We start from the raw sequence: 12,275 nt of genomic DNA on the forward strand, positions 1-12,275 counted from the left end.
TGACTCCTTGATGCGAGCGTCTTGGGGTGCACATATCTGCGCAATGTCTATATGGCCATAGACGGACAGTCATGAAGGAGGGGCAATGCCCTGGAATGAAAACAAGGACGGCGAAGGATCGTCCAAGGGCAATGGCAGCCCGTGGGGCTCAGGCGGCAAGGGCAAGGACTCTCCGTGGTCCCGTCCCGGCGGCTCGGGCGGTTCAGGAGGCTCCGGCGGATCAGGTGGCGGTGGACGTGACCGCCCTGACCTTGAAGAGCAAATGCGCCGTATGCAGGAACGGTTCCGTCGTGGCCGCGGAAACAATGGCTCCGGCGGTGGAAATGGCCGTGGCGGGGGCTCCGGCTTTGGCCCGTTCGGTTTCGCCGTACTTGGCCTGGCCGCGCTGATCGCATGGCTCGCCACAGGCGTTGTCGTGGTCGATGAAGGCGAACGCGCCGCAGTCTTCCGTTTTGGCAAGTGGCAGAAAAATTTCGAACCGGGGCTGCATGTCCACCTGCCGACACCGATCGAGAAGCATGAGATCATGCCCTCGGAGAAACAGCAGGTCACACAGATCGGCGCTGACAATGACGAGCGCCTGATGCTGACCGGTGACGAAAATATCGTCGACGTCCAGTTCCGTGTCTTCTGGTACTATGATGAAGAAGACCCGGAGAACTTCATCCTTAATATCGAGGGCGGTGAAGAGCTGGTGAAAGCATCGGCTGAGTCGGTGATGCGTGAAGTGGTCGGCAAGTCCAATCTCGATGACATCATCACGACGGGCCGTGGTGAGCTCCAGAACGAGGTTCGCACCCAGCTCAGCGCCCTGCTGACCGATTACAAGGCAGGGGTCCAGATCCTCAACGTCGAGATCCAGGAAGCCCAGGCCCCCGCGCCTGTGCGTGATGCCTTCATTGATGTGGTCGTGGCCGGCCAGGATGCCGAGCGCGCAGTCCAGGAAGCCAACCGCTACGCCAATGACATCATTCCACGCGCACGCGGTGCGGCTGAGCAGATCATTCAGGATGCCGAAGCCTATCGCGAGCAGGTGATTGCCGATGCGACCGGTCAGGCCTCACGTTTCACGCAGATCCTCGCTGAGTACCAGCAGGCACCACAAGTCACGCGGGAACGGATGTATCTTGAATCCATGGAACGCATTCTCAATCGCAGCGACAAACTCATTCTCGACAATGAGTCCGGGGCCGTGCCCTACCTGCCGCTCGATAGCGTCAACCGCAGAAACAATCAGGGGAACTAGATCATGAGACCGTTTGGAATACTTGGCCTCGTCGCGATCGTGCTCGCCCTGATCGTGGCCTTCAACTCATTCTTCATCGTCGACCAGCGCAAGCAAGCGCTGCTGCTCCAGGTCGGGGCGGTTGTCGATTCCTATAACGAGCCGGGCTCGGATGAGGCCGGCCTGAAATTCAAGCTGCCGCTTGTCCAGAATGTCGTGATGTACGACCGGCGCAATCTTGGTCTCGATGTCCGCGATATCGAAGCCTATGCATCGAACCAGGAGCAGTTGATCGTCGACGCTTTCGTACGCTGGCAGATTTCTGATCCGCTGGCCTTCTATCAGCGCCTCCAGACGGAGCGTGTCGCCCGCGACCAGCTTGAAAACTTCACGGATGCCGCAATCCGTAATGCCCTGGCTTCACGCCTGCCGGAGGACATCATTTCCGGTCAGCGCTCGGAGCTCATGAACGAGATCCGCGATAATCTCGCAAACAATATTGCCGGTCGCGGCATCGAGATCATCGATGTGCGTATTCGCCGGGCTGACCTGCCGGACGATGTTTCCGAACGTGTGTTCTCCCGTATGGAGGCCACCCGGAACCAGGAAGCCGAGCAGATACGGGCCGAGGGGGATGAGCGTGCCCGCGGTGTCCGTGCGCGGGCGGAGCGGGAACGTACCGTGATCCTGGCTGAAGCGCGGCAACAGTCGGAGCAGATTCGTGGTGAAGGCGATGCCCGCCGGAACGAGATCTATGCGGAGGCCTATGACGGCGACCGCGAGTTCTTCCGGTTCCAGCGCGCCCTCATCGCCTGCGAGGAAGCCTTCACCGAAGGCACGCGAGTTGTTGTCGGCCCAGACAGGATGGGGCTGTGCAACGACTTCATTCAGCAGGCCCGTCAGAACGGGACACCGCAATAGGCAAGCAGGCAGGCGGCAGGGAGGTTCGCGTCCATGACCTGGCAGACCATCCTCGCCGCCATTGGCCTGTGGTTCGCGCTCGAAGGTATCCTTTATGCCGCCGCGCCGGATGCTATGCGGCGCATGGGAGACTGGCTGGCGCGCCTGCCGACAGAAAGCGTCCGCAGCGGCGGTATCTGGTCTGCCATTCTGGGTCTGGTTATCTTTTACATTGCGGCGCGCTTTTTCTGACGCGTTGCGGTATGCCTGCGAAGCGCCATACTTGTGTGCGAGACAGATGTAGGTCTTCTTCAAGCGGAGAGCGACAATGATACGCTTCAGAGCCCCCCTCATGGCCGGTGTGGCCGGCCTGCTGCTATTTGCACCGCTGGCCGAGGCCCAGCGGGCATCGCAGTCTGATAGCAATCAGGCAGAGGGGTCGCTGTCCGATACGACATCGGCGATCGACCAGAAGCAGGCGCCTGAGTCCTTCTCGAAACTTGCCAGGCGACTGATGCCTGCTGTCGTCAACATCACGACAAGCCAGACCGTCGCGCCCGAGGGCATGCCGGAGTTCCCGGACGGCTCCCCGCTTGAGCGCTTCAACGAATTCTTTGGCCGTGATCCGGACGGCTTCCAGCGCGAGGGGTCGCTGGGGTCGGGCTTCCTGATCTCGGCGGATGGTACGGTTGTGACCAACAATCACGTCATCGAGAACGCCGATGAGATCAATGTTGTCTTCAATTCCGGACGTACCCTCAAGGCCGAGCTTGTCGGCACGGACCCTGAAACAGATGTCGCAGTCCTCAGGGTCACAAGCGACGACCCGCTGCCATATGTCGAGTTTGCAGACAGTGATGGCGCCGAAGTCGGCGACTGGGTCATGGCGATCGGCAATCCGTTTGGCTTTGGGGGCTCAGTCTCGGCGGGCATCATTTCCGCGCGAAACAGGGACATCCAGTCCGGGCGCTATGACGACTTCATCCAGACGGATGCAGCGATCAACCGGGGCAATTCCGGTGGCCCGCTGTTCAATCTGAACGGCGAAGTCATAGGCGTGAATACTGCGATTATCTCTCCGACGGGGGGCTCGGTCGGGCTTGGCTTTTCCATTCCGGCCAACCTGGTGGACCAGGTCGCCGGACAAATTCTGGAATTTGGCCATCCGCGCCGTGGCTGGTTCGGGGTGAATGTCCAGGGCATCGACCAGGACATTGCGGACGCTTATGGCGTCAACGAACCTGACGGCGTCATCATCACATCTATCCAGGAAGATGGCCCGGCAGCGAAGTCTGATTTCGAGGTTGGCGATCTCGTACTCAGTTTCGACGGGCGTGTGGTCGAGAATGTACGTGGCCTGTCACGCATCGTTGCCGAAGCCGAAATTGGTGAGACCGTGAAGGTCGATATCGTACGCGATCGCAAACGTCGAACGGTCAGCTTCACAGTCGGTGAGCTGGAATCCAGTACGCCGGAAGAGACGCGAGAGCCATTGCCGGAAAATGCCTTGGCGCAAAATCCGATTGGGGCGGAACTGGTTACGATTGATGATGATGCGCGCCGGCGTTATGGCATCTCCCGTGATGTCGGTGGAGTGCTTGTAAACTCTGTTGCCGCGAATGGCCCGAGTTATGGCAAGCTGCGTAAGGGCGATGTCATAACCGAGATGGGCTTTGAGAAGATATCGGGCCTCGAAGCTGCCCATGAGGCACTGCGCCCAGAGAACGCTCCGGGAGGCAAGGGTCTGCTCGTGCGTATTTCCAGGGGCGGGCAGGTCATGTTTTTTACAATAAAACCAGAGCGTTAGAAATTTTCTTCCCTTGTCGCGTTAAGGGACTCTTTACGGATTCTGCAAATCAGATTCTGATTCGCTTGAGTCAAACGAAAAACGCGCGGCAAGGAGAATCCGGTCATGGCGATGAGTGAAAGACAGTCCCTCGATCTGTGGCGTCGGGCCGTTTCGTCCTATGTCCGCACCTCTGAGCTTGACCTGTCGGCCCGTCAGCAGGCCATTTTCATGACGATTGCGCTTCAGAACGGCCCGCATACCGTGCGCGGGCTCGCGGCCGGTTTGAATCTTGCCAAGCCGGCCGTCACACGGGCGGTCGACATGCTGGAGAAGGCAGGCTTTGTGCGCCGTCGTCGTGATGAGAACGACATGCGTAGCATCTTCGTTGAACGTACGACCAAGGGTATGGACTGGCTGCGCAATTTCTCCGGCCTTATTGTTGCCGCTGGGGCGGGTGAGGATATCTCCCAGATACAGACCGGGAATGAAACTGAAGCCCGGCCTGAACCGAAAGCGGCCTGACACGACCGGGAGTGGTATGCCGGAATTCAACGACAAACGCCTGAGCCCGCCACAGGGACTGTCAGGTGAGCCGATGCAGGTCGGTGTTGGCGCTGTAGCAGTGCATGACGCACCGCGCGCGGACGCTGAAATGGTTACCCAGGCGCTGCATGGTGAAACGCTGAGCGTGTTCGAGCGGGAAGGCGGCTACGCGCATGTTCAGCTGCATCGTGATCGCTATGTCGGTTGGGCGCGGATAGATGCATTGTCGGCGGCTATTTACGAGACAAACCACAAGGTCATCGCCCTGCGCACCTATGCCTATTCAGAGCCTGATCTGAAATCGGCTCCGCTCTTTATGGTATCACTCGGCAGCAAACTGAGCGTGATAGGGCAGGAGGGGCGTTTTTTGCAGCTTGCTGGTGGCGGCTGGCTGCCTGAGCAGCATGTCGCCGAAGCGGGCATTTTCGAAGATGACGCGGCTTCTGTTGCAGAGCGATTTCTGCATGCGCCCTATCTTTGGGGCGGATGTGAGAGCCTTGGGCTCGATTGCACGGGCCTGACGCGCGCGGCCTATCTGGCATGTGGCGTACTGCTGCCGCGTGACAGCGACATGCAGTTTGGCTGGTGCGGAGAAGCTGTAGAGGACTGGCAAGCCCCTGATGGGCTGAAGCGGGGCGATCTCGTCTTCTGGAAAGGCCATGTCGGCATCATGCTGGACAGTTCGACGCTGTTGCACGCCAATGCCTGGCACATGGCCGTAGCCGCAGAGCCCCTGAGTGGAGCAGTTCAGCGTATCGCAAAAATTTACGGCGAGCCCATTGGGGCCCGCCGCATTGATATCTCTTCGCTGAGGGAAGTTGAACCTGACTGGCTGAAAGGCTGAGGCCTACTCTTCCTCGCTGTCGCCTTCTTCAGCATCCGCGTCTGTGTCCGGTGCAAGCTCGACTTCGCTCTCATTGCCTTCGGCCTCGGAATCCCGGTCAGTTACGGTGTCCTGGGTCTCAATCTCACCTGTAGCTTCGGGTGGAGTTTCTTCGGCGGTCTCGGAGTCGACAGTGGTTTCGACAGCCTCGCCCTCGGCAGAGGCTTCAGTGGCTTCGCCACCTTCTTCGCCCTCTGCGCCTTCATCTTCCTCTTCCTCAGGCAGCGGTTCCGGGAAGGCCGGTGCGTTCGGCGTGTTTTCAGCGAGATAGGCGATCACGTTGGCGCGCTCGTCATCACGGCGGAGGCCGGCGAAAGCCATCGTGGTGCCGCGGATATAGCTGGACGGGTTTTCGAGCCACTTGTCGATGGACTCATAGGTCCACGGCTCGCCTGCGGATGCCTGCATCGCGGAGGAGTAACCAAAGCTGTCATTATGGGCGTGTGTCGCCGTCATGATGCCGTGCAGGTTCGGGCCTGTGCCATTGCCGCCACCCTGTTCGATGGTGTGGCAGGTCGTGCACTTCGACTTGAAGGCACGTTCGCCGCTGCTGACGTCGGCATTCGCGAGCAGGGCGCCGAGATCATAGACTTCCTCTTCGCCGCCACCAGCAGCCGCGGTTTCTGCAATATCGGTGTAATAGGCAAACCGGCTGTGCGCCCAGTCATTGAGCGTGCCTTCCTCTTCACCGTGATGGCCGCCGCCATGACCGGAGGAGAAGACCATGCTGGAGAGTTGCTGCAACGCCATGATGCCCAGCACTACGGCGAGAATGCACGCGAAAATCTTGTTCCAGAAGAGATCGCCCATCGGGATCGTCCTTGTTTGGTTATCTTATGTGACGCGCGCCTTCTGGCACGCTATCGAGTCGGAGGCAATATAACGGGATGCTTTGCAGGATGCGCGGGGGGATATAGCGGCGAAACGGCGCACTTTGTGCGGTGTTGTGGTGGTGTGGTCATGGTGCGCCAGCGGTCCGGCAGAAAGGCTTTCGGGCGAATCGGCACTTGAAATGCGCTCACAGCTCGCGCATGGCAGGGCGCGCACGGGCCACAGGCGGCGTTTGCAGGCTTCAGACAGGATCCGGACGAGACAATGAACGAGATGAAAACAGGCAGGATCGCCTATCAGGGCGAAGCGGGCGCAAACTCACATATCGCCTGCAAGGAAACGTATCCGGAAATGGAGCCTGTCGCCTGCAAGACGTTCGAGGACGTTCTATATGCCGTCGAGCGCGGCGAGGCCGATCTCGCCATGATCCCGGTGGAGAATACGATTGCCGGCCGGGTGGGGGACATCCACCACCTGCTGCCCGGCACCACGCTGCACATGATTGGCGAGCACTTCATGCCGATCCGGTTCCAGCTGATGGCGCTGAAAGGCACGATGCTGGACGAGGTTAAGGTTGCCCATTCCCATATCATGGCGCTTGGCCAGTGCCGGGCCTTCCTGCGGGAGAATGGCATCCAGGCCGTGATCGCTGCGGATACGGCCGGTGCGGCGCGTATCGTAGCGGAGACGGGTGATCCGTCCGTCGCCGCCATCGCGCCGGAACTGGCCGCCGAGGTGTATGGTCTCGACATCCTTGCCCGCAATATCGAGGACCATGACCACAACACGACGCGCTTCGTCATCATGGCCCCGGAGCCGGTTGAGCATGACGCCACGGACGGTCCGACGATCACGTCCTTCCTGTTCCAGGTCCGCAATATCCCGGCCGCGCTCTACAAGGCGATGGGCGGATTTGCGACCAATGGCGTCAACATGACCAAGCTGGAAAGCTACCAGATCGACGGGTCTTTCACCGCGACCCAGTTTTACGCCGAGATCGAGGGCCATCCGGATGAACGCCCGGTCCAGCTGGCGCTGGAAGAGCTTGGCTTCTTCTCCAGCTCGCTGAAGATCATCGGCGTCTTTTCCGGCGACCCGAAACGCTACAGCGCAGTGCGGTAACAGGCCAGCCCTAGTGCTTCCAGACGATCTCGCTGTCTGAATAGCCCTGAAAATAGAGCGCGGCCGTCAGGTCCGTGACGGAAATTCCGCAGTGGGCCGCTTCGGCGACGACCGGTTTGGCGCGGTAGGCGATGCCGAGACCTGAGGCCTCGATCATGGCGAGGTCATTGGCGCCATCACCCATGGCAAGCGTCTCTTCAGCCGACAGGCCGAGCTCTTTCATCTCCGTGTTTAGCGCGGCGAGCTTGGCTTCGCGCCCGAGAATCGGCTCACCGACCTTGCCGGTCAGCGCCTTGCCATTGTCGAGCAGCGTGTTGCCCTGATGGGTGTGAAAGCCAGCCATCTCCGCAATGCGGGAGGTGAAATAGGTGAAGCCGCCAGAAACGAGTACGCAGCGCGCGCCCTCGGCAGACATGGTGGCCACGAGTGTTTCCGCGCCGGGCATCAGCGTGATGCGCTCACGATGACACGTCTCCAGCGTCTCGAGGCCAAGCCCGTCCAGCATGCCCACGCGTTCTCGAAGCGCTTCCTCGAAATTCAGTTCGCCCTGCATGGCGCGTTCGGTGATTGCGGAGATTTCTGCCTTAAGGCCGGCGAAATCGGCGAGTTCGTCAAGGCACTCCTGCTCGATAATGGTAGAATCCATGTCCGAGATAAGCAGTTTCTTCCGCCGGTTTGTGCTTGGGGAAACACAGATGTCCGCCTTGCCGGCGAAAATTGCCTCCAGCTGTTTGCGCAAAGGTTGCGGGTTCCTGGTGTCGACAGCCTGTTCGATGGCCGTGAAGTGTCCGTCACCACTCAGCATGCGGACTGGGCCGAAGTCTTTTGCATTTGCCTCACGCAGCGCGGATTCCAGCGTGTCGCCAATGATTTGCAGGCTTTCTCCGCCGGGTGCCACAACTGTGACGACATGGCTGTAATCTGACGTTTTTTCATCCATTGACACTGTCCTTACTTAACCTCGGGCCCCAAACCTCTTAATTGCTAAATGATGAGACCTGCAATCCTGATCCATGGGCCAACCGCCAGCGGCAAGACAGACCTCTCCATTCAGATTGCCCGAAAGATCAATGGCGAGATCGTCAATGCGGATTCCATGCAGGTCTACCGCGAATTGAATGTCATCTCCGCGCGCCCCAGCGAAGCCGAGATGGATGGGGTGGCGCACCACCTGTTCGGACACGTCCCGGTCAGCGAGAGGTTTTCCACCGGCGAATGGCTGGAACAGGCGCGTCCGGTCATCGAGGATATCCAGAAGCGCGGCAAGACGGCTGTCGTGGTTGGCGGTACTGGGCTTTACCTGCTGGCGCTGACACAAGGCCTGTCGGAAATCCCGCCCGTGCCGGAGGAAACCCGGCATGAGGTTCTCGAGATCGCCAAGGCGGACGGGGTGCGCGGTCTCAAGATCCGGTTACAGTCGGTCGACCCGGACGCGGCGGCCCGCATTGACGACAATGACCGTCAGCGTCTTTCGAGGGCCTACGAGGTCTGGCTCGCCACGGGCAAACCGCTCACGAGCTTCCAGAACCAGCGCTCCAAGCCGGTCCTCAACAATGATGAATGGCTGGGTGTCGCCCTGACGCCGCCGCGCGCCAAACTCTATGCCCGCATCGACAAGCGCTTCGAGGGGATGCTCATGGAGGGGGCTATGGAAGAGGCGCGAAAGCTGGTCGCCCTCGGCATCGATCCCGAGCTTCCGGCGATGAAGGCCCACGGCATGCCGTGGCTGTCTGCCTTCATTCGTGGCGAGATAGATGCAAACACCGCGGCCGAGAATGCCAAGCGCGATACGCGCCGCTATGCCAAGCGGCAGTTTACCTGGATCGGGCGGCAATTTCCGTTCTGGCCGCGTATTCCGTCTGCGGAGCTTTCCGTCCGGATGAGGGTTGTTTCTGCCCTTTACAAGGAGGTTGACCGCTAAGCTGAGGCAGGTTATGCCCCATTTGCGATTTGGAGGAAACAGCCTTGCGCCAGCAGAAGGTCGTCGTACTTATTGGTCACCCGTGACTGACATCTGAGATGTCGGCACGGGTGCGTATGGAAGGGTCTCAAACGAGGCCCTTTTTTCTTTTCAGGTCGCAGGAAAAACGAAAACGGATTGAACGAGACAGTCATGGATACCCAGACCCTTACAGAGACAGATACCGATGCCCGCCAGATGACCGGCGCAGACATCGTCATTGCTGCGCTGAAGGAGCAGGGGGTCGACGTAATGTTCGGCTACCCTGGCGGGGCGGTGCTACCGATCTATGACGCGATCTATTCAGAACCCTCGATCCGCCATGTGCTGGTGCGCCATGAACAGGGCGCAGGCCATGCCGCGGAAGGGTATGCCCGTTCGACGGGAAAGTGCGGCGTGGCGCTCGTCACCTCCGGGCCGGGCGCGACCAACATGGTCACGCCGATCACTGATGCGATGATGGATTCCATTCCGATGGTGGTCATTTCCGGCCAGGTCCCGACCCACCTGATTGGCACGGATGCCTTCCAGGAGTGCGACACGGTCGGTATCACGCGCTGCTGCGCCAAGCACAATTACCTCGTCACGGACGTGGAAGACCTGGCGCGCACGGTTCATGAGGCCTTCCTGATCGCGACCTCCGGACGGCCCGGTCCCGTGGTCATCGACATTCCGAAAGACGTCCAGTTCTCGACCGGGACCTATATCGGCAAGGAAGGCGTCTACAAGCCGACCTACCAGCCGAAGACCGAGCCTGCCCCGCAGGCCATTCGGGATGTGCTGGAGTTGATGAAGACGGCGCGCCGGCCGCTCTTCTATACAGGTGGTGGCGTCATCAATTCCGGGCCGGAAGCTTCGACCCTGCTGCGTGAACTTCAGGCCGCGACCGGCTTTCCCGTGACCTCGACACTCATGGGGCTCGGTGCGTTCCCGGCAAGCCACCCAGACTGGCTCGGCATGGTCGGCATGCACGGGGCCTATGAAGCGAACAATGCCATGCATGATTGCGACCTGATGATCTGTATCGGTGCGCGCTTCGATGACCGGGTGACGGGCAAGATTTCTGCCTTTTCGCCTGGCTCGAAAAAGGTCCATATCGACATCGACCCGTCTTCCATCAACAAGATCATCCGGGTGGACGTGCCGGTCGTTGCCGATTGCAGGAATGCCATGCAGGCCATGCTCGATGGCTGGAAAGAGATGGCGGGCGAGACGCCGGACCTGTCGGGCTGGAAAGCCCAGATCGATACGTGGCGCGCGCGCGACTGTTTCGCCTATCCGCCGAATGAGGGCTCGATCCGTCCGCAATACGCCGTCCAGCGCCTGTATGAGCTGACAAAGGCCCGCGATACCTACATCACGACCGAGGTCGGCCAGCACCAGATGTGGGCGGCACAATACTATCACTTCGAGGAACCGAACCGCTGGATGACGAGCGGCGGGCTCGGCACGATGGGCTATGGCCTTCCCGCAGCCGTCGGTGTGCAGGCGGCCCATCCAGACAGCCTCGTCATCGACATTGCCGGGGAGGCTTCCGTCCAGATGGTGATGCAGGAAATCTCCACCGCCGTTCAGCACAAGCTGCCCGTCAAGATCTTCATCCTCAACAATGAGTGGATGGGCATGGTGCGTCAGTGGCAGGAGCTTCTGCATGGCGAGCGCTATTCGCACTCATACTCGGAAAGCCTGCCGGACTTCGTGAAGCTCGCGGAAGCCTATGGCGCGCATGGCATCCAGTGCAGCGAGCCGGGTGAACTCGACGCGAAGATCATCGAAATGATCGACCATGACGGGCCGGTGATCTTCGACTGCCTGGTCACGAAGGCGGAGAACTGCTTCCCGATGATCCCGTCGGGCGCGGCGCACAATGAGATGATTCTCGGTAGCATCTCCGGGGATGAAATCGACGAGGAAGGCCGTAAGCTGGTCTAGCCCGGCTGTCGCTAAGGAGATGACTTTCATGAGCCGCGAACCGATCCCTGCAAGCGCCTATGACATGGACCATGAGGAGGAAGCCGAGGAGCGTCGGACCCTCGCCGTGCTTGTCGACAATGAACCGGGTGTACTCGGCCGTGTGGTCGGGCTCTTCTCCGCACGCGGCTACAACATCGAGAGCCTGACGGTGGCCGAGGTGGATCGCGACAAGCACCGCTCGCGCATCACCATCGTCACCACCGGCACCGCCCACATGCTGGAGCAGATCGAGGCACAGCTGTTGCGGCTCGTGCCCGTGGCGAGCGTCATCGACATCACGAAGTCGAAGCGCGGCATCGAGCGCGAGCTGGCGCTGGTCAAGGTCGCCGGGACCGGGGACAAGCGCGTCGAGGCGCTGCGCATTGGTGAGATCTTCCGCGCGCACGTCATCGATACGACGAATGAGAGCTTCATCTTCGAGGTCACCGGCACCTCGGAGAAGATCGACCAGTTCAGCGAACTCATGGACCCGCTCGGGCTTGTAGAAGTCAGCCGCACCGGCGTGCTGTCGATCAAGCGCGGCAAGGAGGCGGGATGAACGATGGTAAAATGACGGCTCTACTTTCGAGCTACAGACCAGCAAATTCTTTGGCGCTTAGCCTCTTTTCGATGACCGAAGCCGTTTTTCCGGCTGAATGGAACAATGAGGTATCGGAGCTCTTTGTGCGTGACTTGGTTTCGTTTTCAGTCCACGCGAGGCGTTTGGTTCAAAATACCAGTTTGAAAAACGAACAACTCATTGTTGAGCGCCCATACCATAATCCTCAGTACACGCGACAAGTGAATTGGCTTGATCGGTTCGATTTCGCAACCAATCGGATCATTCACTACGTTAATCTTGAGGTCGACTATGTCGAAACTGTTCAACGGCAGCGTTTCAAGGGCACGACGAGAAATCACGCTCCTTTTTCAGTTCGCGTCACCACGAAAGATTTTCCTGAGAAAGCAGACATCAACGTCAATGGAATGGCGTTGGTATTTCTCACCAACATCAAACCATTTTTGCAAAGTTCATTCCCCGCATTGGCGGGCATCAAGGAGTAAGCCA

The 12,275-nt window shown here is 59.7% G+C and carries 13 protein-coding genes; 11 read left to right on the forward strand and 2 right to left on the reverse strand.

Annotated elements, in window-relative coordinates; translation table 11 throughout:
* Positions 1-85: 85 nt before the first annotated feature.
* The 6 genes from hflK to Q1K31_RS01400 all read left to right on the forward strand — a co-directional run bounded on the left by hflK (position 86) and on the right by Q1K31_RS01400 (position 5,301).
* Entirely contained in the window at positions 86-1,246 is a 1,161-nt protein-coding gene (gene hflK, locus Q1K31_RS01375) for an FtsH protease activity modulator HflK (protein WP_300375909.1), read from the forward strand.
* Positions 1,247-1,249: 3 nt separating this feature from the next.
* Complete coding sequence (gene hflC, locus Q1K31_RS01380) at positions 1,250-2,146, forward strand: protease modulator HflC (RefSeq protein ID WP_300375911.1); 897 nt, start codon at positions 1,250-1,252, stop codon at positions 2,144-2,146.
* A gap of 33 nt (positions 2,147-2,179) precedes the next feature.
* Positions 2,180-2,377, forward strand: a complete 198-nt coding sequence (locus Q1K31_RS01385; RefSeq protein WP_300375913.1) for a DUF2065 domain-containing protein — start codon at positions 2,180-2,182, stop codon at positions 2,375-2,377.
* A gap of 76 nt (positions 2,378-2,453) precedes the next feature.
* Positions 2,454-3,932, forward strand: a complete 1,479-nt coding sequence (locus Q1K31_RS01390) for a Do family serine endopeptidase (protein ID WP_300375915.1) — start codon at positions 2,454-2,456, stop codon at positions 3,930-3,932.
* Between the two features lie 105 nt (positions 3,933-4,037).
* Entirely contained in the window at positions 4,038-4,436 is a 399-nt protein-coding gene (locus Q1K31_RS01395; RefSeq protein WP_300375918.1) for a MarR family transcriptional regulator, read from the forward strand.
* Complete coding sequence (locus tag Q1K31_RS01400; protein ID WP_300375920.1) at positions 4,399-5,301, forward strand: NlpC/P60 family protein; 903 nt, start codon at positions 4,399-4,401, stop codon at positions 5,299-5,301. Before Q1K31_RS01395 ends, Q1K31_RS01400 begins: the two co-directional genes overlap by 38 nt.
* A gap of 3 nt (positions 5,302-5,304) precedes the next feature.
* On the opposite strand, the gene Q1K31_RS01405 is transcribed toward Q1K31_RS01400, so the two are convergent.
* On the reverse strand, positions 5,305-6,150 hold the full coding sequence (locus Q1K31_RS01405; RefSeq protein ID WP_300375922.1) for a cytochrome c family protein: 846 nt from the start codon (positions 6,148-6,150) through the stop codon (positions 5,305-5,307).
* Positions 6,151-6,435: 285 nt separating this feature from the next.
* On the opposite strand from Q1K31_RS01405, the gene Q1K31_RS01410 reads away from it, so the two are divergent.
* On the forward strand, positions 6,436-7,293 hold the full coding sequence (locus Q1K31_RS01410; protein WP_300375924.1) for a prephenate dehydratase: 858 nt from the start codon (positions 6,436-6,438) through the stop codon (positions 7,291-7,293).
* Positions 7,294-7,303: 10 nt separating this feature from the next.
* On the opposite strand, the gene serB is transcribed toward Q1K31_RS01410, so the two are convergent.
* Positions 7,304-8,233, reverse strand: coding sequence for a phosphoserine phosphatase SerB (serB, locus tag Q1K31_RS01415; RefSeq protein ID WP_300375926.1), 930 nt, complete (start codon positions 8,231-8,233; stop codon positions 7,304-7,306).
* Between the two features lie 48 nt (positions 8,234-8,281).
* Here serB and miaA point away from each other — a divergent pair, with 48 nt between their 5' ends.
* From miaA to Q1K31_RS01435, 4 genes are all read left to right on the forward strand, one after another.
* Positions 8,282-9,214 (forward strand): tRNA (adenosine(37)-N6)-dimethylallyltransferase MiaA, encoded by a 933-nt coding sequence (gene miaA / locus Q1K31_RS01420; RefSeq protein ID WP_300375928.1) that lies wholly within the window; start codon positions 8,282-8,284, stop codon positions 9,212-9,214.
* A gap of 192 nt (positions 9,215-9,406) precedes the next feature.
* Positions 9,407-11,185 carry an acetolactate synthase 3 large subunit gene (locus Q1K31_RS01425; protein ID WP_300375930.1) on the forward strand — a complete coding sequence of 593 codons (1,779 nt, stop codon included), beginning with the start codon at positions 9,407-9,409 and terminating at the stop codon, positions 11,183-11,185.
* A gap of 28 nt (positions 11,186-11,213) precedes the next feature.
* Complete coding sequence (ilvN, locus tag Q1K31_RS01430; RefSeq protein WP_367187510.1) at positions 11,214-11,765, forward strand: acetolactate synthase small subunit; 552 nt, start codon at positions 11,214-11,216, stop codon at positions 11,763-11,765.
* Positions 11,762-12,271, forward strand: coding sequence for a hypothetical protein (locus tag Q1K31_RS01435; protein WP_300375934.1), 510 nt, complete (start codon positions 11,762-11,764; stop codon positions 12,269-12,271). The genes ilvN and Q1K31_RS01435 overlap by 4 nt, the downstream gene beginning before the upstream one ends.
* Positions 12,272-12,275: the final 4 nt, after the last annotated feature.

It is taken from the genome of Henriciella sp. (assembly GCF_029936995.1).
In the GTDB taxonomy this organism is placed as follows: domain Bacteria; phylum Pseudomonadota; class Alphaproteobacteria; order Caulobacterales; family Hyphomonadaceae; genus Henriciella.